The sequence below is a fragment of the Rhodanobacter sp. T12-5 genome, from assembly GCF_008329435.1.
In the GTDB taxonomy this organism is placed as follows: domain Bacteria; phylum Pseudomonadota; class Gammaproteobacteria; order Xanthomonadales; family Rhodanobacteraceae; genus Rhodanobacter.
Genome location: NZ_NPKN01000002.1, coordinates 306,457 through 325,718 on the forward strand (window position 1 = coordinate 306,457; position 19,262 = coordinate 325,718).

The 19,262-nt window shown below is 65.3% G+C and carries 21 protein-coding genes and 1 riboswitch; of the genes, 12 read left to right on the top strand and 9 right to left on the bottom strand.

Annotation, left to right across the window (positions count from 1 at the left end):
• The first annotated feature begins 63 nt into the window (after positions 1-63).
• Together CIW53_RS05515 and CIW53_RS05520 are read left to right on the top strand one after the other, a co-directional pair.
• Positions 64-891: a DUF6671 family protein gene (locus CIW53_RS05515; protein ID WP_197736627.1), complete on the top strand. Its 828-nt coding sequence runs from the start codon at positions 64-66 to the stop codon at positions 889-891.
• A 67-nt stretch (positions 892-958) separates the two neighbouring features.
• Entirely contained in the window at positions 959-1,189 is a 231-nt protein-coding gene (locus CIW53_RS05520) for a hypothetical protein (protein ID WP_149363695.1), read from the top strand.
• 62 nt (positions 1,190-1,251) lie between these two features.
• Here CIW53_RS05520 and CIW53_RS05525 read toward each other — a convergent pair whose 3' ends face one another.
• Genes CIW53_RS05525 through CIW53_RS05535 form a run of 3 tightly spaced genes read right to left on the bottom strand, consistent with a single transcriptional unit; the run spans position 1,252 to position 2,829 of the window.
• Positions 1,252-1,941, bottom strand: coding sequence for an NAD(P)H-binding protein (locus CIW53_RS05525; protein WP_172969594.1), 690 nt, complete (start codon positions 1,939-1,941; stop codon positions 1,252-1,254).
• Positions 1,941-2,084, bottom strand: coding sequence for a DUF2256 domain-containing protein (locus CIW53_RS05530; protein ID WP_197736635.1), 144 nt, complete (start codon positions 2,082-2,084; stop codon positions 1,941-1,943). The genes CIW53_RS05525 and CIW53_RS05530 overlap by 1 nt, the downstream gene beginning before the upstream one ends.
• Before the next feature lie 19 nt (positions 2,085-2,103).
• Positions 2,104-2,829 (bottom strand): SDR family oxidoreductase, encoded by a 726-nt coding sequence (locus CIW53_RS05535; protein WP_149363698.1) that lies wholly within the window; start codon positions 2,827-2,829, stop codon positions 2,104-2,106.
• A gap of 235 nt (positions 2,830-3,064) precedes the next feature.
• Between CIW53_RS05535 and CIW53_RS05540 the strand changes: the two genes are divergently transcribed.
• The 3 genes from CIW53_RS05540 to folE all read left to right on the top strand — a co-directional run bounded on the left by CIW53_RS05540 (position 3,065) and on the right by folE (position 6,217).
• A complete protein-coding gene (locus CIW53_RS05540) occupies positions 3,065-3,823 on the top strand; it encodes a hypothetical protein (protein WP_149363699.1) in 759 nt (252 codons plus the stop codon).
• Positions 3,824-3,833: 10 nt separating this feature from the next.
• Complete coding sequence (locus tag CIW53_RS05545) at positions 3,834-5,363, top strand: cryptochrome/photolyase family protein (protein WP_149363700.1); 1,530 nt, start codon at positions 3,834-3,836, stop codon at positions 5,361-5,363.
• A gap of 128 nt (positions 5,364-5,491) precedes the next feature.
• Entirely contained in the window at positions 5,492-6,217 is a 726-nt protein-coding gene (folE, locus tag CIW53_RS05550; RefSeq protein WP_149363701.1) for a GTP cyclohydrolase I, read from the top strand.
• Positions 6,218-6,352: 135 nt separating this feature from the next.
• On the opposite strand, the gene CIW53_RS05555 is transcribed toward folE, so the two are convergent.
• Entirely contained in the window at positions 6,353-6,799 is a 447-nt protein-coding gene (locus CIW53_RS05555) for a hypothetical protein (RefSeq protein ID WP_149363702.1), read from the bottom strand.
• Positions 6,800-7,061: 262 nt separating this feature from the next.
• Here CIW53_RS05555 and mutS point away from each other — a divergent pair, with 262 nt between their 5' ends.
• Positions 7,062-9,725 (top strand): DNA mismatch repair protein MutS, encoded by a 2,664-nt coding sequence (mutS, locus tag CIW53_RS05560; protein WP_149363703.1) that lies wholly within the window; start codon positions 7,062-7,064, stop codon positions 9,723-9,725.
• 36 nt (positions 9,726-9,761) lie between these two features.
• On the opposite strand, the gene CIW53_RS05565 is transcribed toward mutS, so the two are convergent.
• The 4 genes from CIW53_RS05565 to CIW53_RS05580 form a co-directional block, all read right to left on the bottom strand.
• Complete coding sequence (locus tag CIW53_RS05565) at positions 9,762-10,421, bottom strand: response regulator (protein ID WP_149363704.1); 660 nt, start codon at positions 10,419-10,421, stop codon at positions 9,762-9,764.
• A 99-nt stretch (positions 10,422-10,520) separates the two neighbouring features.
• The gene (locus CIW53_RS05570) at positions 10,521-10,919 is read right to left on the bottom strand and encodes a S4 domain-containing protein (RefSeq protein ID WP_149363705.1); all 399 of its coding nucleotides are present in this window, start codon (positions 10,917-10,919) and stop codon (positions 10,521-10,523) included.
• A 24-nt stretch (positions 10,920-10,943) separates the two neighbouring features.
• Positions 10,944-11,531, bottom strand: a complete 588-nt coding sequence (locus CIW53_RS05575; RefSeq protein ID WP_149364162.1) for a response regulator — start codon at positions 11,529-11,531, stop codon at positions 10,944-10,946.
• Positions 11,532-11,598: 67 nt separating this feature from the next.
• A complete protein-coding gene (locus CIW53_RS05580) occupies positions 11,599-12,492 on the bottom strand; it encodes an AEC family transporter (RefSeq protein ID WP_149364163.1) in 894 nt (297 codons plus the stop codon).
• Between the two features lie 278 nt (positions 12,493-12,770).
• On the opposite strand from CIW53_RS05580, the gene CIW53_RS05585 reads away from it, so the two are divergent.
• From CIW53_RS05585 to CIW53_RS18045, 6 genes are all read left to right on the top strand, one after another.
• Positions 12,771-13,907, top strand: a complete 1,137-nt coding sequence (locus CIW53_RS05585) for a phosphotransferase (protein WP_149363706.1) — start codon at positions 12,771-12,773, stop codon at positions 13,905-13,907.
• 55 nt (positions 13,908-13,962) lie between these two features.
• Positions 13,963-14,059: riboswitch (TPP riboswitch) on the top strand.
• 60 nt (positions 14,060-14,119) lie between these two features.
• Positions 14,120-16,312: a TonB-dependent siderophore receptor gene (locus CIW53_RS05590; protein WP_149363707.1), complete on the top strand. Its 2,193-nt coding sequence runs from the start codon at positions 14,120-14,122 to the stop codon at positions 16,310-16,312.
• A gap of 10 nt (positions 16,313-16,322) precedes the next feature.
• Positions 16,323-16,970, top strand: a complete 648-nt coding sequence (pnuC, locus tag CIW53_RS05595; protein ID WP_149363708.1) for a nicotinamide riboside transporter PnuC — start codon at positions 16,323-16,325, stop codon at positions 16,968-16,970.
• Positions 16,971-17,043: 73 nt separating this feature from the next.
• Entirely contained in the window at positions 17,044-17,658 is a 615-nt protein-coding gene (locus CIW53_RS05600) for a DUF4124 domain-containing protein (protein ID WP_149363709.1), read from the top strand.
• A 124-nt stretch (positions 17,659-17,782) separates the two neighbouring features.
• Complete coding sequence (locus tag CIW53_RS05605; protein WP_149363710.1) at positions 17,783-17,992, top strand: hypothetical protein; 210 nt, start codon at positions 17,783-17,785, stop codon at positions 17,990-17,992.
• A 90-nt stretch (positions 17,993-18,082) separates the two neighbouring features.
• Positions 18,083-18,205: a hypothetical protein gene (locus CIW53_RS18045; protein ID WP_277949623.1), complete on the top strand. Its 123-nt coding sequence runs from the start codon at positions 18,083-18,085 to the stop codon at positions 18,203-18,205.
• A gap of 95 nt (positions 18,206-18,300) precedes the next feature.
• On the opposite strand, the gene CIW53_RS05610 is transcribed toward CIW53_RS18045, so the two are convergent.
• Complete coding sequence (locus CIW53_RS05610; protein WP_149363711.1) at positions 18,301-19,170, bottom strand: aldo/keto reductase family oxidoreductase; 870 nt, start codon at positions 19,168-19,170, stop codon at positions 18,301-18,303.
• Positions 19,171-19,262 lie beyond the last annotated feature (92 nt).

Below are 19,262 nucleotides of genomic sequence, written 5' to 3' on the forward strand. Positions count from 1 at the left end.
ACCACATCGCAACCCGAAAGCGACGCCACCCGCGCGAGCAGCACCTATGCCGGTGCGCGCGCCGTGCTCGCCACCATGCACGGCAAGCAGGCGGCCATCGCACCCGTCATGCACGACACACTGGGCTTGCAGGTTGAAACGGCTGAAGCAATCAACACCGACGCACTGGGGACATTCACCGGCGAAATCCCCCGCCCCGGCAGCATCCGCGAGACCGCCATCGCCAAGGCACGGCTGGGCATGACCCGCACCGGGCTACCCATTGGCCTGGCCAGCGAAGGCAGTTACGGGCCGCACCCTTCCATTCCGTTCGTCTGCGGCGGCCTGGAACTGATGGTGCTGGTCGATGACACCCGCGGCATCGTCATCACCGAGCATCTCGTGGTGGATGCTCCCGTGTACGCGCATGCCCCCGTGTCGAACCAGGTGCAGCTCGCCACGTTCTTCGAGCAGACCGGCTTCCCGCAGCACGCCGTCATCGTGAAACCGAACCGCACCGATCGAGCGACCTTGCCCGTCTTCAAGGGCCTGCGTTCCGCCAGCGCAGTGGCCGACGCGGTGATCCGCTGCGCCGCATGTTCCATCGATCAGCTGGCCTTTGTGCAGACCGACATGCGCGCCCACATGAATCCCACCCGCATGGCTTCGATCGCGCGCCTTGCAGCGCGACTGTGCGCGCGAATAGCGACAGCCTGCCCACATTGTGCCGCCCCCGGCTATGGCCAGACAGACATTGAAACCGGCCTGCCCTGCGCCTGGTGCGGCTGTCCCAGCGATTTGGTGCGGCACGAGATTTTCGGTTGCGTGGCCTGTGACCACCGCGAGCATCGCCCGCGCCCAGACGGCCTGGAGTTCGCCGATCCCGGCCGCTGTTCGCGCTGCAATCCTTGAACGGCGAACAGCGCGTCCGAGGCCCGCACAACAGCCCATCCATCGACAACGTCAAACGGAGCCCACGATGAACGACCGCGACCTTGACCTGACAAAAGCCAACCAGCAGATCGACTGGGTACTTCAACACCCGGACATGAGCCTCTGGTTGAAAACCACGCTCAAGGCAGCGCTGCAGCGTGATCCACTAGCGGTGTCCAACGATCTGGAGCTTTTGAATTGCGTGCTGCGGCCGTGGTGCGAAACATCGATGCCCGGCACGATGGAGCAGGCCGGTATCGGCACTGGCGCAGGATGAGCCAAGGCCGGCACGGTTGATTCAGCATCGAGGCCAGACGTCCCGCGAAGGCAGCGCCACGATCATTGCCCCGCGTCCCACCATGAAGCCGTGCCAGCGAATTGGATGCCGGCGTTTTCAATCACCTCGGGTCGGGCTGCGCCTGTCAGCACCCATCGCAACATGCAGTCACCGATATCCCGGGTGGTGGTGAAGACCGAGGGCATTGCCTTGGTGCCCAACGCCAGCAGTGGCGCGCCAAGCGTATAAACCCTGCGACGCAAGCCATGCGGCGATTGCTCGCCCAGTACCGGGCGCACCACGCCCGGGCGCAGGCTGGTGTGAGCGATGCCGGCATGACGCAACATTGCCTCAGCCTCGCCCTTGACGCGCAGCGGCATCAGCCGGCTGGATGGATTTGCCCCTGCGCCGGACACGTAGACGACGCACCCCGCCGGGTTGGCCCTGGCATAGGCGTGAACCACCCGCTCCAGCACGCCGACCGTCGCTTCACGGTAGGTCGCCTCGGACATGCCCAACGGCAGCGGACCCGCGCAATAGAGGCAGGCATCAAGGCCACCCAGGTCGATCTGGGCGAGCGATGCCTGCGAAAAATCGGCCACCTGAAGCACGCGTGTCTTGCGATCGGCAACGGCCAGCGGGTGACGCACCAGCGCGACCACCTGCGTCACTTCGGGCGCGCTGCACAAGACGTTCAATACACCTTGACCAACCAGCCCGCTGGCACCGACCAGCAAGATGCGCTTGCCCATCACGAAGAGGCTCCTTTGCGGGTGCGGCAGGCGTCCGAGCAATAACGAACGTCGTCCCAGATGGCAGTCCATTTTCGCCGCCAATTGAACGCGCGCCCGCATCGTGTGCAGAGCTTCTGCGGCAGGTCGGCCTTCTTGCGCATGCGTGCCATGGGCGCAACCCTACCTGGAGGCCAGCGTGCTGCGTCCACCGTCCGCAGCGAACACTTGCCCGGTAATCCAGTCGGCATCTGCCGACAACAGGAAACCCGACAACCTGGCGGCGTCCTCCGGCTTGCCGAGCCGCCCCAGCGGATGCATTGCCGCCACCGATTCGCGTAGACGCGGATTGCCGGTAATGCTTTGCGCCAGTGGCGTATCGGTCAGGGACAGGGCAATGGCGTTGACCCGGATTGCCGGCGCCAACTCGGCAGCCAGTGCACGCGTGAGACCCCCCACCGCAGCCTTGGCCATGCTGATGGAGGTGTGCAGGGCAAAACCGAGTGAAGCGGCCACCGAGGAAAACAGCACGATCGATGCAGGCTCCGCGCTAGCCCGCAGCGCTGGCATGGCGGCCTGCACAGCCAGTGCGGCTCCGGCGGCATTCAACCGGAAATCCCGCTCCAGGTCAGCCGGGGTGATTCGCGCCAATGGCTTGAGATTGATGCTGCCCACGGCATACACCAGGCCGCTCAACGTCGGTCCGGCTTCGTCCGCAACCCGCGCAAACGAGTCCGGATCGAGTACGTCGGCAGCCGTCCAACCGGCGTCAAGCTCCGTCGCCAGGACTTGCAAGCGACCGGCTTCACGCGCCACCAGATGCAACGCAAATCCCGCCGCCGAAAGCTGACGTGACAAGCAGGTGCCGACCCCACCCGTTGCGCCATAGATCAGCACCTTGCCGGCCATGCGTATGCGTCCCGTGTCATCCAGAGACCTTTGTTACGCGAAAACACGGGCAACGGATTCACCGAAGATGCGGAAGTGCATCCATAGGCCGCCCGTTTGCGTAGCGATCAACAGATATTGTCGTTCGCGGTCATTGCGAGGGTGGCGTTGCCACGACGTTGCTGCAAGCCACTTCGGCAAATGGCAGGCGCGGCACAAGCCCCAGCACGACGGCATCCAGGAAAGGAGCAATTTCATGAAATACCTGCTCGCATTGCTCGCCTGGGCCATGCCGGTGGTCGCATGGCTTTCCAACACGGGTGTATTCGGTCCAACCAACGGTGCCATTTCCAATCGGTATCCGACGCTGATCGTGGCCGCCGGCTATGCGTTCGCGATCTGGGGGCCGATCTTCGTACTCGATGTCGTGTACGGCACCCGGCAATGCCTGGATCGCAGCAACGACGCCGCGCTGCAACGGATACGACCACCGACGGCTGCGGCTTTCGCGCTCACCTCGTCGTGGATGATCGTGTTCTCGCTGCAATGGTTCTGGCTGGCGTTGGCGATCATCTGGCTGAGTCTGGCGTGCATGCTTGGTGCCGCTTGGCAGGTCTCGCATACGGCGCAACATGCCCGCGGGCCGTGGTGGCAATGGTTGCCGCTGTCACTGCACGCGGGCTGGATTTCGCTGGCGGCGTTTCTCAATGTGGCGCAGGTAATCGTGGCGTTCCACCTGCTGCCGGTCAGCAACATGCTTCCGTGGACGCTGCTGCTGTTCGCGCTCGCCGCGCTGCTTGTCCTCACCGTGATCGTGCGCCTGCGGGGCAACCCCTGGTACACCCTGGCGGTGCTTTGGGGTCTTGTCGGCGTCTTCGTCAAACAACATGCATCGGGCCTCGATGGCGCAGCCACTGCGGCCGCGGTCGCGATGGCGCTCGCCGCAGCCGTAGCGCTCCTGTCGCTGTGGCACCTGTTGCGACCACTGGCGCCGACCAAACGCACCGGTTCCTGAGACGCTCGCCATGAACAGAATGCGGCTCGTGTTGGGAGACCAGCTGAACATCAACCATTCGTGGTTTGAGTGCGTCGATACGCAGGTGATCCATGTGCTGATGGAAGTGCGCCAGGAAACCGATTATGTGCTGCACCACGCTCAGAAAATTCTGGGGATTTTCGCGGCGATGCGCGATTTTGCGCGGCAACTGGTCGAGCGCGGACATCGGGTGCACTACCTGGCAATCGACGATCCGGAAAATCGACAATCCCTGCCCGCCAACCTCGACCGACTGATCGAACAGCATCGGATCGACACGTTCGAATACCAGGCACCGGATGAGTGGCGACTCGACCGGCAACTGGCCGACTACGCGCAAAATCTCGCCAAACCTGCGCGCATGGTGGACAGCGAGCACTTCCTCACCGGGCGTGACGAAGCCGCAAGATTCCATGCGACGCGCCCGCAGTGGACGATGGAACCGTTCTACCGCCGCTTGCGCAGGTTGCACGACGTATTGATGGAGCCTGACGGGAAGCCTGTCGGTGGACGCTGGAACTTTGATGCCGAGAACCGCAAACGTTGGCGCGGCAATCCCGTCGAGCCGCCGGAGCTGCGCCAGGGCCATGATCACCGCGAGCTGTGGGCCTGCATCATCGCCGCGGGTGTGCGCAGCTTCGGCAACCCGCATGCCGGGGACTTTCGCTGGCCACTGAACCGCGAAGAAGCGCTGCAGCAACTCGATGCGTTCGCGCAGCATGCCCTGCCGCATTTCGGCGACTTCCAGGACGCCATGAGCGAACACGCGTCGCGCCTGTTCCACTCGCTGCTTTCCTTTGCCCTCAACCTGAAGCTGCTTTCACCCCGCGAAGTGATCGACCGTGCACAGACCTGTTGGCGCGCGGGGCAAGCGCCCCTGGCCGCGGTCGAGGGCTTCATTCGGCAGATCCTCGGCTGGCGCGAATATGTGCGTGGCGTTTACTGGGCGCGCATGCCCGGCTACGCCAACAGCAACTACTTCGGGCATCAAGAGGATCTACCCGACTGGTTCTGGACCGGCGCCACCTCGATGAACTGCCTGCATCACGCGATCAGTCAATCGCTCGAACACGCCCATGCGCATCACATCCAGCGCCTGATGCTGATCGGCAACTTTGCCCTGCTGGCCGGGCTCGACCCGCGGCAGGTGCACCAGTGGTATCTGGGCATCTACATCGATGCCTTCGAGTGGGTGGAAATGCCCAACACGCTTGGCATGAGCCAGTTTGCCGACGGCGGTCTGCTGGCCACCAAACCGTACATTTCGGCGGCGTCCTACATTCACCGGATGGGCGATTACTGCAGCGGCTGCCGCTACCGCCGCGATCAACGCAGCGGCGAGCTGGCCTGCCCATTCAATGCGCTGTACTGGGACTTCCTCGCACGGGAGCAAGATCGGCTCGGCAGCAATCCGCGGCTTGCCATGCCATACAAGCTGCTGCAGCGCATGCCCGTCACAGAGCGTTCGATGCTGCGTGATCAGGCACGGGACATTCGAAAGAACCTGGCGAACCTCTGATCGTGGTGATCCGGACGGCATCCAAAAGCAGCCGAGTCCCGTAGGAAAAGGGTTCGTCGCGCCAAGGCTGGCAGCGCAGGGAACTCTTTTCATTTCATGCGACGCCTGACTCCGTTTGGGGATATGCCATGTCACCACCGCTGGGAGAGTCGCCCGCTCCGGAACGCCCTGTCCGGAGCTCCGTCTCGCAACGGGTCGCCGACCGTTTGCGCGATGCCGGCGTTCGTTTCCACGCCAACGACAACATTGTCGCGTATCTGCGGCCGGGTGAGATCGAGGAACTTGAGCGAGAGGTTGCCGGCAAGGCCAGCGCCCTGCTGCGGTCTCTGGTCATCGACGTGGAGCACGACCACAACACGCATGACACCGCACGCCGCCTGGCCAAGATGTTCGTGCGCGAAGTGTTCGCCGGTCGATACCAGCCGGCACCTGCGGTGACCGAATTCCCCAATGTCGAACAACTCAACGAACTGATCCTGGTGGGACCGCTGCGTGTGCGCAGCGCGTGCTCCCATCACCTGTGTCCGATCATGGGACGCATCTGGGTGGGGGTTCTGCCGGACGCAAGCTCCAACCTGATCGGTCTGTCCAAATACGCGCGCCTGATCGATTGGGTGATGAGCCGACCACAGATTCAGGAGGAGGCAGTCAGTCAGATTGCATCCCTGCTCGAACAGCGCCTTCAGCCCAATGGCATCGCCGTGGTGATGGAAGCCGATCACTTCTGCATGCATTGGCGGGGTGTGAAAGACGATGGATCGCGCATGACCAACAGCGTGATGCGTGGTGCGTTCCTGAGCGATCCCTCGCTGCGCCGCGAGTTTCTGAGCCTCTTGAGGCAGACGACGGATTGACCGGTTGCTGCAAGAAAACCGTTTTCGATGACGCGCGGGTTGGCAGGGCTGCAAAACCTGCGTGCGTGAGTGGCATCAGGGCATTGCGCTGGCGAGCCAGCCAATCCTGATCACACGCATCTTTGCAGTTCGGCCTCACACCTCAAGAACCTGCAACGCGAACACGATGATGGCTTTGCCGTTCAGGCGTTTTCCCTGTCCGAGACTGGTCATCAGCGCGGGGGCCCCGGCGAGCGAAATGCTTCGTGCCACGGCGACCACCGACTTGCGTGCTGCCGCAAGGTCGACCACCTGCTGGAGGTTGTCCGCTTCGACCTCCACGAAGACAGCCTCTCGCGAGCGCGAAACCAGCGCCCTCGGAAATTTCGTCTTCGTTGGCGCGATATCGATGATCTTGCCGCCATGTTTGGTGAGTCGATTGCCATCCGCGACCGACGAGCTGCCGTTGACGCCATCGCAGCCGTCGCTACCGAGGCGGTTGATATAGAGCCGATCGACCCTGGAGCAGCGCGATCCAGAGCATCCAGCGGGTCGAAAGGGGATCTTCCGGCGGACGGTCGACGGCCTGGCGACGCTATTCAACCCGGCTGCCGGATGCGGTCAGTTGCGATGGCGTTACGTGGTCACCATCCCTTGTTGCCCAGCCTTTCCGTGGTTCAATGAGCCCAGCTCCGGCGCCTCCTGCAAGAGCTCGCGGTTTTCTCATGAAGCAGAACCCGGGCTCGCGGGAGATGAAGAAACGGGAACCTGGACGCTTCCTTGACGCCAATTCATGTTCGCCAGATTCCAGCGCTCGACAGCGCACCGATTCAACAGCACAAACGCAAAAAGTCAAAACCTTGAAATGATTGAAAAAAACGACAAGGCCGAGCACGCCGCCTGGCTGGCTTCCCATTCTCCAGGCATGCGCCAGTACCTCGCCGCCAAGGCCGAGCATCCGGAAGTGCTGCTGTTTTTCCGCATGGGCGATTTCTACGAACTGTTCTACGACGACGCGCGCAAGGCAGCGCGCCTGCTCGACATCACGCTGACCCAGCGCGGGCAGTCGGCGGGCGCACCGATCCCGATGGCTGGCGTGCCGTACCACGCGGTCGAGAACTACCTGGCCCGGCTGGTACGTCTTGGCGAATCGGTGGCGATCTGCGAGCAGATCGGCGATCCCGCGCTGGCCAAGGGCATCGTCGAACGCAAGGTGGTGCGCATCGTCACGCCCGGCACCGTGACCGATGCCGCGCTGCTGGAAGAACGCCGCGACAACCTGCTGCTGGCGATTGCCGCTGGCGCAAACGGCGCTTACGGCCTGGCCTGGGTCGACCTGTCGAGCGGTCGCTTCCTGCTCAGCGAAGTGCCGAACGCCGAGGCGCTGGCGGCCGAGCTGGCGCGCCTGCAGCCAGCCGAAACGCTGATCGACGAAAACGTCGCGTGGCCGAAGCTGGTCAGCAGCCTGCCCGGCCTGCGCAAGCGTCCGCCGTGGCATTACGACGGTGACGCGGCGAAGCGCGAACTCAACCGTTTCTTCGGCACCCGCGACCTCGGCGGTTTCGGCGTCGACGGCATGAACCTGGGCATAGCCGCCGCCGGCTGCCTGCTCGGCTACGTCGAAGAGACCCAGAAAAGCGCACTGCCGCACCTCACCGGCATGGCCGTGGAAAGCGCCAGCGAGACGATCGCGCTGGACGCCGCCACCCGGCGCAACCTGGAACTGGACACCCACCCCAGCGGCCGCACCGAGCACACCCTGCTCGGCGTGCTCGACGAAACCGTGACGCCGATGGGCGCGCGCGCGCTGCGCCGCTGGCTGACCCGGCCACTGCGTTCGCGCGATCTGTTGCGCAGGCGCCACCAGGCGATCGGCACGCTGATCGACAGCCGTCGCTACGAAAGCCTGCGCGAACACTTGCGCGGCATCGGCGACCTCGAGCGCATCCTTGCCCGCGTCGCACTGCGCTCGGCGCGCCCGCGCGACCTGTCGACCCTGCGCGACGGACTCGCCGCCGCACCGGGCGTCACCCGTGCGATCTTCCTTGATTGCGAGAATCAGGAAGCGGGCATCCATGGCCGTACTTCCCAAATGGAACTCAGCCCGCTGCTGGCCGACCTGGTCGAACGCATCGGCGATCACGCCGAAACCGTCGCCCTGCTTGCCCGTGCCGTCGTCGAGCAGCCACCGGTACTGCAGCGCGACGGCGGCGTGATCGCCGACGGCTACGACGCCGAACTCGACGAGCTGCGCCGGTTGTCCACCCACGCCGACCAATACCTGGTCGAACTGGAGGAACGCGAAAAAGCCGCCAGCGGCATCACCACGCTCAAGGTCGGCTACAACCGCGTGCACGGCTATTACATCGAGATCAGCCGCGCGCAGTCGGACAAGGCACCCGCGCATTACACGCGCCGGCAGACCACCAAGAACGCCGAGCGCTACATCACCGAGGAACTGAAAACCTTCGAGGACAAGGTGCTGTCGGCGAAGGAACGCTCGCTGATGCGCGAGCGCGCCCTCTACGAGGCGCTGCTCGACACGCTCACCGGAATGCTCGAACCGTTGAAGACCGCCGCCGCCGCGGTGGCCGAACTGGACGTGCTGGCGACCCTCGCCGAACGCGCCGAAGCGCTGGACTGGAGCGCGCCGCGACTCACCGACGAACCCGGCATCGCGATCGAACGCGGCCGTCATCCGGTGGTCGAGAAAGTCCGCGACGAACCGTTCGAGCCGAACGACCTGAAGCTCGACGACCACCGCCGCATGCTGGTGATCACCGGCCCGAACATGGGCGGCAAATCCACTTACATGCGGCAGAACGCGCTGATCGTGCTGCTGGCGCACATCGGCAGTTACGTGCCGGCGAGCCGTGCGGTGATCGGCCCCATCGACCGCATCTTTACCCGCATCGGAGCCGGCGACGACCTCTCGCGCGGGCAGTCCACCTTCATGGTGGAAATGAGCGAGACGGCCAACATCCTGCACAACGCCACCGCCGACAGCCTGGTGCTGATGGATGAGGTCGGCCGCGGCACCAGCACTTACGACGGCCTGTCGCTGGCGCGCGCCGCCGCCGTGCACCTGGCGCGCAACAGCCGCGCCTACACACTGTTCGCGACGCACTACTTCGAGCTGACCGAACTTGCCGGGGAATTTCCCGCGATCGCCAACGTGCACCTTGATGCTGTGGAGTTTCACGACCAGAAGGGGGGCGAGCAGCTGGTGTTCATGCACGCGGTAAAGGATGGCCCGGCCAACCGCAGTTTCGGATTGCAGGTGGCCGCGCTGGCCGGCCTGCCGAAGTCGGTGATCGCCGATGCGCGGCGTACTCTGGCGGAGCTCGAGCACGGCATGCACCAGCAGGCCGGCGCGCCCGCGCCGGCGGCCGGAGCATCGCCGCAGCTGGGCCTGTTCCCGCCGACGCAGGCTTCCGCCGCAGAGCGCGCGCTGGACGAACTGGACCCGGATGCGCTGACGCCGCGCGAGGCGCTGGATGCGCTTTACCGACTCAAGTCGCTGGTCTGAGAGAAAGACGCGTCAACGAATCGCAAAACTTTCCGCTCAGGCGATCACGTAGCTCGCCGGCACAACGGCCTGTTTCGACAACGGTGGCGCAACCGCTTGCACCGGCACGTTCTCATCGGGCATCGCGATGTCCGGAATATCGGCCAGGCCGTCGATGACGGTGGTTGCGCCACAGGCAACCGGCGACGCCACGTCACTGGCCTCCGACACCCGCGGCGGCAATCGCGCGGACGCCACCAGCTTACCGATGCACTGATAGACATCGTCGCGCCCGAACGGCTTCTTCATGAAATCGTCGGCACCGAAACGCTGCACGTAGAACTGCTCGGTCGCCTGTGGATTGCCGCTGATCATCACGATGGGAATGTGCTGGGTCAGTAGATCCAGGCGCAGTGCGCGCAGCACCGCAAAGCCGTTCATGCCCGGCATCACGATGTCGAGGAAGATCAACGCAGGCTGTTCATGGCGCGCCACCTCGATCGCACGCTCGCCATCGGCCGCCTGCAGCACGGAGTAACCGTCCTGCCGCAGCATGTTGCCGAGTACGGCACAGATCGTGGCCGAATCGTCGACCACCAGCACGCTCGCGCCAAGCGTCGTTCGCAGGTGCGCCTGCGGCTGGCGCTCACCGTTCGGATGGTTGCCAAGCAGGCGCTTGAAAAAGCCGATGCCATTCTTCAGTGCGTGTCCATCCATGCCAAGCCCCCTGCTTTTGGGGAGTTGCGCGCCGGCGCGACTCCCGTGGATTTGCAGGAATGGTCCCGCAGATTGGCCGGGCAATCTGCGATGCAATGCTCAGAGCTTGTCCTTCAGTCGTCGCAAGTCGCGTCGTGCCTGCTTGTCGGGACGTTTCGGCGGGGCATTCGCGCCGAGCAGCTTGTGCTGCTCGCGCGCAGCCTCGCGCGCCGTACGGCTGGCTTGGGTCTCTTCATACAAGGTCACCGCCACACTGGCCGGGCCACGCTTGTCGGACAGCGCGAGCACGCCGACTTCCAGCCGCTCCTCGCCGCGGCTGATCCTCAACGTGTCGCCCACATGCAGGGCCCTGGCGGGCTTGCAGCCGGCGCCGTTGACCTCGATCTTGCCGCCGTCGATCGCCTGCTTCGCCAGGCTGCGCGTCTTGAAAAACCGCGCCGCCCACAACCATACGTCGGCACGTACGACCTGATCCGGGTTGGCGGCTTGTCCCGTCATCGCTGCACGTCGGAGCAAGGCCGATCAGGAATGCCCGCCAGGCAGCAGATCGTGCGGATCGGGCATGGCGATGTCGGGTATGGCCTCATGTTCCGCCTCGGTCAATTCGGGCGCTTGCGTCACCTCGCCCTGCTCCGAGCGATCACGCACCACCAGCCGTCCACTCCCCGTCAGATGCTGGATGCGGGCAAACACCTCGCTTCGGCCGAACGGTTTTTTCATGAAATCGTCGGCACCGAAACGCTGCACGTAGAACTGCTCGGTGGCCTGCAGGTTGCCGCTGATCATCACGATCGGGATGTCGTGGGTCACCGGGTCGCGGCGCAGCGCGCGCAGCACGGCGAAGCCGTTCATGCCCGGCAACACGATGTCGAGGAAAATCAGATCCGGTGCATGCCGGTTGGCCAGCTGGATCGCGGTCTCCCCATCGGGCGCCTTGAGCACTGCATGGCCATCCTGGGTGAGCATCTTGCCGAGCACGGCGCGAATGGTGGCGGAGTCGTCCACCACCAGTACCAGTGCTCCCTTGGGAACGCCACTTCGCGGCACCTGGCGACGTTCCCCCGTGACGGGATTGCCGAAGATACGCTTGATCAGCCCGAAACCGGCCATGACATGAGCCCCCGCCCCCTGACGATCCATCCAGTTTCGCGGCAGGCGACGCACGACGCAAGCCGGGTCACCCACCCAGCAGAAGATTGCCCAGCGGTATGGTCACCAGCGACAACACGATGCCCGCCCCCAGCACCGTGTTCGCCAGCGCCGGTTCCAGCCCGTACTCGTCGGCGAGAATCGCCGCCGAGACCATCGGCGCCATCGCCGCCTGCAGCACGCCGACGACGAGCACCAGCCCGCCGATACCTGCCGCCGTACCCATCACCCAGCACAACAGCGGCGCCAGCAGCAATTTCCAGCCCAGGCCCCAACCGGCCGCGGCGAGTTGCCGCCCGCCCGGATGAAACCTGAACTGCAATCCGACCGAGAACAGGGCAAGCGGCGTCAAGGTGGCGCCGATCGGCCCAAACACTCCGTCCAGCCACTCCGGCCAGCCACCGAACCGACCTGCGATGAGGCCGATCACCAGCGCGATGAAGGCCGGGAAAGTCACGATGCGCCGGACGATCAGGCGCGGCGAAGGTGTTCGCCCCGAATAGATCGAGGCCACCACGATGCCGGCCGAGGCCAGCACCGGGAACGTGCCGATCTGATCGGCCACCACCGCCAGCGCCAGACCTGCCTTGCCGTGCAGTGCCTGCATCAGCGGATAACCCATGTACGCGGTATTGCCCAGGCCACAGACCAGGATCAGCGCGCCGGTACGCTCCCTGGACCAGCCCAGCCGCGGCCCGAGCAGGCCGAACGACAGCCACGCACCACCGAACGTGAGGCCTATCGCGGCCACCGGAAACCACAGCTGTGGATCGAACTGCACCTTGGGGATCAGTTCCAGCGCCAGCACCGGCAGCGCGACATTGAGCACCCACCAGTTGATGCTCGGCACGATCCCGGCCGGCGGCTTCGCGAAACGCGCCACCAGCATGCCGAGGATCAGGCAGACGAACAGCAGCAACATGGCGCTCATCGGACGGCCGTTTCGCGGGAAAGGCTGGGCATTATAGGTTCGAACACACTGTCGCTCCGCGCCGTTCGGACTGAGCGTAGCGCCGCAGGCGCGGAGTCGAAGTCCACCGCAGGCCGGGTCCTTCGACTCCGTCGCTGCGCAACTACGCTCAGAGCCTGCCCCGGACTTGATCCGGGGGCGAACGGTGGGAGGCTTGTTGCGGAAAGGTCTCGCGATGACCTTTCAGCGATAATCCGGAACCTGCTCCCGCCGCCGATACTTCGCGCACCATGACCGATTCGCCCCACCTCACACACGGATTGGCCGGCGACGAGATCCCCGCGGACTGGCCGCCGCTGACCGCCGGCGAAGTCGACACGCTGCTGCGCAACTATCCGGCGCTCGGCGCACCGGTTCGCATCGAATGGCACAGCCCGCGTCCGCTGTCGGCGGCCTGCCTGGTCGAGACGACCACCGATATCGTTTTCGTCAAACGCCATCACCGCAGCGTGCGTTCGACCGCCACGCTCGGCGAAGAGCATCGCTTCATCGCGCACCTGCGCGGCAACGGCATGCCGATCCCGGCCGTGTTGAATGACTCGCGGGGTCAAACCGCGGTGGCGCTCGGCGACTGGACCTACGAAGTGCACGAGCGCGCCGCCGGCATCGACCTGTACCGCGAGGCGATCTCATGGTCGCCGTTGCCGAATGTCGATCACGCGCACAGCACCGGCCGGTTGCTGGCCATGCTGCACGACGCGTCCGAGGGCTACGACGCCGATCAGCGCGACACCCATATCCTGGTTGCTCGCAGCGAACTGATCTGTTCACCCGATCCGATCGCCGCCCTGCGAAGCCAACTGCATGCGCGCCCGGGGCTGGCCGACTACCTGCAGGACCGCGACTGGACGAGCGAACTTGCCGAAGCGCTTGCGTCGTGGCACGCCGCCGCGCAACCGCGACTGGCGCGGCAGCCGCGGCTGTGGACGCACGGCGACTGGCACGTCTCCAACCTGTGCTGGAGCGACGACGGCGCAAACGCCCGCATCACCGCCGTGCTCGACTTCGGCCTTGCCGCTGCCAACTTCGCGCTGTTCGACCTCGCCACCGCGATCGAGCGCAACGCGATTGCCTGGCTGGCGCTGGACAGCGGCACCGACGCCGCTCATCCGGACATCGCCCGCGCACTCATCGAAGGCTATCGCCGGCAGCGCCCGCTGGACGCCGCGGACATCCATCTGCTGGCGGATCTGCTGCCGCTGGTACACGTGGATTTCGCGCTGTCCGAGGTCGAGTACTTCAACGCCATCACGCACTCGCGCACCAGTGCGAATGTGGCCTATGACACCTTTCTGCGCGGTCACGCGGCGTGGTTCGGTACCCCGCCGGGGCGCGCGCTGCTGCAGGCCATCCGCGACTGCGCGTGAGCAACACCGTTCAGGAATGATCTGCACGCGGCACCGATCCGTGGTTCAATACGCGTTCTTGAAGCGGGGGTGCCCGGCGTTTGCCGGGCTGAGAGAGTCCCTTGGAACCTGACCCGGTTAGCACCGGCGTAGGGAGCTTGCAGATCCGGCGCGTCCGTTTGGACGTCCGGGTCGCCGTCGCTTCGTCCGTAGCCCCATAGACGATGACGACGATGGCCAAAACCCGTATCTTCCTTGCCCGCACTCCCCTCATCCTTGCACTGATGTCGGTCATGGCGCTCGCCCATGCCAGCGACACCGCCAGCGCCCCGCAGACCACGTCGCTGGCGCCGGTCCACGTCGAGGGCGAGAGTCTGGACGGCTATCATGCCGACACCTCGCAGATGGATACCTTCGGCAGCTTCGGCAATGCCCCGCTGCAGGACACGCCCGCCGCGATCACGGTGATCACCCGCGACCAGATCGACGACCGTCAACCACGCACACTGAGCGAACTGGCGCGCAGCGATGCTGCGCTCGGCGACAGCTACGCGCCGGTCGGTTACTACCAGGACATCGCCATCCGCGGCTATGCGCTGGATCTGGCCACCGGCTACCGGCTCAACGAGATGAGCCTGGTCGGCGAGCAACCGATCGCCCTGGAAGACAAGCAGCGCGTGGAAATCCTCAAGGGACTCGGCGGCCTGGAGGCCGGCGTGGTCGCACCCGGCGGGCTGGTCAACTACGTCAGCAAGCGCCCCGCCAACGTGCGCAGCGCCACCGTCGGCACCGACTCGCACGGCTCGCGCTATGTCGCCGTGGACGTGGGCGCCTGGCTCAGCCCGACCTTCGGCGTGCGCGTGAACGCGGCGCACGACGGCATTCACTCGTACGTCGACCATGCCGATGGCCGGCGCAACTTTCTGTCGCTGGCCGCGGACTGGAAGATCAGCCCGAACGCCACCCTGCAGCTGGACAGCAACTACCAGGCCAGCTCGCAGCGTTCGGTTTCCGGCTATCAGCTGCTCGGCGGCACCGTGATTCCCGCCCACCCCAGCCGCACCCGCATGCTCGGCTTCGAGCCGTGGCAGCAGCCGGTCGGCATCGACGCCAGCAACAGCACGGCGCGTTTCGACTATCGTCTGGGCGATCACTGGAGCGCACAGTTGTCGGCCGGCCACAGTCGCGCCGTCATCGACGACAACGTCGCCTTCGCCTACGGCTGCTTCTACTCGCCGGATTGCGCCAGCGGCGCCACACCCGGCAACTTCTTCGCACCGAACGGCGACTACGACATCTACGACTACCGCAGCCCCGGCGAAGCCCGCGCCAACGACGAGGCGCGCGCCGTACTGAAGGGCTCGTTCGACACCGGCGCGCTCGGCCATGAAGTCAGCGTCGGCACGAGCGCATTCCGCCGCACGATCGATCGTCGCCCCTACGTCTACGACTACGTCGGTACCGGCAACATCGATCAGGTGGATCCGCCTTACTTCGCACCGTCGCCCAACCAGCCAGGCCTCTCGGTGCGCCGGTTGACCAGTTGGCAGCATTCGGTGTTCGCGCTCGACCGCGTGCATCTCGGCGAACAGTGGCAAGTGCTCGCCGGCGGCCGCTTCGTGCGCCTGCACGAGCGCAGCTACGACGACGTCGGCACACCGGAGCGCGACACCCGCCTCAGCAAGGCGCTGCCGCAGGCCGCCGTATTGTGGCAACCGAACGCGCGACTGACCGCGTATGCCAGCTACAGCGAAAGCCTGTCGCTGGGCAACGAGGCGCCGTACTGGACGTCCAATGGCGGCACCACGCTGGCGCCGCTGTTGTCGCGCCAGACCGAGCTCGGCGTGAAGTACGCCGCAAGCGATGCATTGAGCATGCAGGCTGCGCTTTATCGCATCCGCCAGCCGTACCAGTTCGCCAAGCCGGACCAGACCGCCGAAGGCTTCACCTTCGTCCAGCTCGGCGACGAAAGGCACACCGGCCTGGAGCTCAACGCCGCCGGCCGCGTGACCGACAACCTGCGCCTCACCGCCAGCGTCAACCTGATCCAGGCACGCGCACAAGGCACCGGCACGCCAAGCTATGAAGGCCATCAGGTCCTCAACGTGCCGCGCCTGCGTTCGGCCGTCTATCTGGATTACCGCCTGCCGTTTGCACCCGGCCTCAGCCTGCTCGGCGGCTGGCGCTACGCCAGCAGCAACGTCGCCACGCCGGACGGCATGACGCGCGTGCCGGCCTACCATGTGTTCGACGCCGGCGTGCGCTACGTCAGTTCATGGAACCACCACGCACTGACCTGGCGGCTGAATGTCGACAACGTGTTCAACCACTTCTACTGGCGCGACACCGGCAGCTCCGGCGGCGACAGTTACCTGTTCCCGGGCGCGCCGCGGCTGGCGCGGCTGTCGTTGACGGTCGCCTTCTAAGAGCCTGCCCATGACCGTGTTCGAACTGTTCGCCGCGCTGGTCAGCGCCTGGGGCGTCTGGCTCACCGCCCGACGTCGGCCGTGGTGCTGGCCGGTGGGATTGATCTCGGTACTGGCCTACACATGGGTGTTCGTCGACGCGAAGCTCTACTCCGACGCCCTGCTGCAACTCGCCTTCGCGGTGCTGATCGTCTACGGCTGGTACCGCTGGCTGCAGCATATGGGCACCGACGGTCGCGTCGAAGTGGCCGCGCTGCCGCCGCGACAGGCGGCCACGCATGTCCTGATCGGCGTCTTCGGCGCGCTGGCACTGGGCGCGGCCATGTACAGCTGGACCGATGCGGCCCTGCCCTGGCTGGATGCGGCGCTGACCGCGTTCAGCCTCGTCGCGCAATGGTGGCAGGCGCGCCGACACATCGCCGCGTGGTGGCTGTGGATCGTGGTGGACGTGATCTACGTGGGCGAGTACGTCTACAAGCACCTGCTGATCACCTCGGTGCTGTATGCCGGATTCGTCGCGCTGGCGGTGATCGGATGGCGCTCGTGGCGAAACGCCGGCAGCGGCATAAAGAACACTCCTGCCGCACCGATGGACAGTGTCCCGGCCACGGTCACGGCACCGGATCGCCCCCGGCGCCGAGGCGGTCATGCGGCTTGACCGGAACCCGCCTCAAGACAACACTTTCATTACGCAGCGCCGGTGCAGAATGATCGTCACCATGAAAAGCCCGATGACAAAAAGCCGCCTGTCGTGGGTCGCCACACTGCTGCTGATCACGGCGGGTGCCGTCGACGCCCAGAGCATCTACAAGTGCACCCGGGGCGGGCAAGTCACCTACACCGACCGCCCCTGCGCCGACGGCACCGGCGAGGTGATCCACAAGGCCGACGACGCCGACATCATCGACCAGTACCTGCGCCTGGGCCAGGTCGACCTGGCCAAGCGCTATGCGGACTCACATCATCTCGACGCGCTCTACCAGCAACGCCTGCTCGCCCAGCAGCAGGCTGCCCAGGAAAAGGCCCAGCGCGAGGCGGACGACGCTTATGCCGCGCAGCAGCGCGACGAGCAGGCACGCCAGCAGGCAATGGACGACGAAGCGGCCAACCGCGAACGGTTGCAGGCCGAGAACGAGGCGCTGCGCCAGCAGAACGCGGAATACCAGGACCAGCTCACCCAGCCGGTCTACAACGCGCCGCCCGCCTATTGGGACACGGTGCCGTCCTACGACGATCGTCGCCGCGACCACCATGACCGTGCCCATGATCCGCGCTGGCGGCCGCCCTCGAAGGAGCCGGTTTTCCATCCGTGCAAGCAACTCGCCGGTGGCCGCGTGCAGTGCTGACGATCGCCGGACGCTGACCCGCGATCGGGTTGCAGGCCGCATCGACACGCTTTCAACAACCGCGTCACTCGGCGTTTACCGGCGCCCCGGCATGGTTCGCCGACGACCGATGGAGAACGCCGTGATGAACCTGCGAACCGCCGCCACCAAGAACACCCTGCATTCCGTTCCGCCCATCTTCGCGTCCGGCGATGGTCGCCATGGCGGACACGCGCCATCGCTGGCCGACCGCCCCGGGCCGACCTCGAAAACGCCGGCGCAATCCGCCGACACGAGACCCGGCGACCACCCGCTCGACATCAATAGCGAAGAGAATCGTCCCCATCGGCGGTGAAAACCTGTCGCAGTCCATTTCCATGTCACCGGGCCTGATCGCCAGCCATGGATTCATCGGACGTCGCTACGCAAACCCGCATCAAGCTTTTTGATCGCGCCCCTGCTCGTGGCAGACGGCCCCATCGCCTCGCCGACCCGGCAATTTCGCGAAATCGGCATCGAAGCGAAATGCATTGCGACGCTGGCCGCCGAGCTGCTGGGCTCGCGCTGAGCCGCTGCATCTACCCGACGCGCTTGCGACCTGCCGGTAAATCGGGAGATCCGAAGGCCGGATTGCCGGTCCTCCGTTCTGTGGCACCCAAGCCATCAATCCCTGCCAATGCCATCCAGCTCGACCATCACGTCCTTGCCAAGTCGCAGCTCCGCCGCCGCCAGGTTCTCGCGCAGATGGCTCAGTGACGACGTGCCGGGAATCAGCAGGATGTTGGGGGCGCGGCCGAGCAGCCATGCCAGCGCAACCTGCATCGGGGTCACGCCGAGACGCGCTGCCACGTCGGAGAGCGTCCGCGATTGCAGCGGGCTGAAGCCACCGAGCGGAAAGAACGGCACGTAGGCAATCCCTTGCGCAGCGAGTGCATCGACAAAGGCATCGTCTTCGCGATGGGCCAGATTGAACTGGTTCTGCACGCAGACCACGGGTGCGATGCGTTGGGCCTCCGCCACTTGCGCGGCGGTGGCATTGCTCATGCCGAGATGGCGGATCAAACCTTGCTGCTGCAGCCGGGCCAACGCGCTGAACTGTGGCTCGATCGAGCCTTCGGACGGCGCATGCACGTCGCCCATGACACGCAGGTTGACCACGTCCAGCACGTCGAGTCCGAGATTGCGCAGGTTGTCGTGCACGGCCTGCTCCAGTTCCGCCGGGCTCTGCGCCGGCTTCCACGAGGCATCTTCACCGCGCAGCGCGCCGACCTTGGTGACGATCACCAGATCGTCCGCATACGGGTGCAGCGCTTCGCGAATGATCCGGTTGGTGACGTGCGGGCCGTAGAAGTCGCTGGTGTCGATGTGGTTCACCCCCGCTTCCAGCGCCGCGCGCAACACCGCCAGTGCGGCAGCGTGATCCCGGGGTGGGCCGAAAACACCGGAGCCGGCAAGTTGCATGGCGCCGTAGCCCATGCGGTTGACGGTGCGATCGCCGAGCGGAAACGTACCAGCTTGCTTGAGGTGGCTCATGTCTTTCTCCTGGGGGCTGTCGATCGAGGGGATGAGCAAACTATAGGGCCGCCCCTGCTGCGCGATAATCCATCACACTCAGCACGGGTTGT

Coding starts and splice junctions, on each gene's coding strand:
- mutS (WP_149363703.1), top strand. CDS start 7,062: ATGATTGAAAAAAACGACAAGGCCGAGCACGCCGCCTGGCTGGCTTCC.
- pnuC (WP_149363708.1), top strand. CDS start 16,323: ATGACCGTGTTCGAACTGTTCGCCGCGCTGGTCAGCGCCTGGGGCGTC.
- CIW53_RS05570 (WP_149363705.1), bottom strand. CDS start 10,919: ATGACGGGACAAGCCGCCAACCCGGATCAGGTCGTACGTGCCGACGTA.
- CIW53_RS05610 (WP_149363711.1), bottom strand. CDS start 19,170: ATGAGCCACCTCAAGCAAGCTGGTACGTTTCCGCTCGGCGATCGCACC.
- CIW53_RS05520 (WP_149363695.1), top strand. CDS start 959: ATGAACGACCGCGACCTTGACCTGACAAAAGCCAACCAGCAGATCGAC.
- CIW53_RS05565 (WP_149363704.1), bottom strand. CDS start 10,421: ATGGATGGACACGCACTGAAGAATGGCATCGGCTTTTTCAAGCGCCTG.
- CIW53_RS05540 (WP_149363699.1), top strand. CDS start 3,065: ATGAAATACCTGCTCGCATTGCTCGCCTGGGCCATGCCGGTGGTCGCA.
- CIW53_RS05605 (WP_149363710.1), top strand. CDS start 17,783: ATGAACCTGCGAACCGCCGCCACCAAGAACACCCTGCATTCCGTTCCG.
- CIW53_RS05580 (WP_149364163.1), bottom strand. CDS start 12,492: ATGTTGCTGCTGTTCGTCTGCCTGATCCTCGGCATGCTGGTGGCGCGT.
- CIW53_RS05545 (WP_149363700.1), top strand. CDS start 3,834: ATGAACAGAATGCGGCTCGTGTTGGGAGACCAGCTGAACATCAACCAT.
- folE (WP_149363701.1), top strand. CDS start 5,492: ATGTCACCACCGCTGGGAGAGTCGCCCGCTCCGGAACGCCCTGTCCGG.
- CIW53_RS05600 (WP_149363709.1), top strand. CDS start 17,044: ATGACAAAAAGCCGCCTGTCGTGGGTCGCCACACTGCTGCTGATCACG.
- CIW53_RS05525 (WP_172969594.1), bottom strand. CDS start 1,941: ATGGGCAAGCGCATCTTGCTGGTCGGTGCCAGCGGGCTGGTTGGTCAA.
- CIW53_RS05535 (WP_149363698.1), bottom strand. CDS start 2,829: ATGGCCGGCAAGGTGCTGATCTATGGCGCAACGGGTGGGGTCGGCACC.
- CIW53_RS05590 (WP_149363707.1), top strand. CDS start 14,120: ATGGCCAAAACCCGTATCTTCCTTGCCCGCACTCCCCTCATCCTTGCA.
- CIW53_RS05530 (WP_197736635.1), bottom strand. CDS start 2,084: ATGCGCAAGAAGGCCGACCTGCCGCAGAAGCTCTGCACACGATGCGGG.
- CIW53_RS05575 (WP_149364162.1), bottom strand. CDS start 11,531: ATGGCCGGTTTCGGGCTGATCAAGCGTATCTTCGGCAATCCCGTCACG.
- CIW53_RS05585 (WP_149363706.1), top strand. CDS start 12,771: ATGACCGATTCGCCCCACCTCACACACGGATTGGCCGGCGACGAGATC.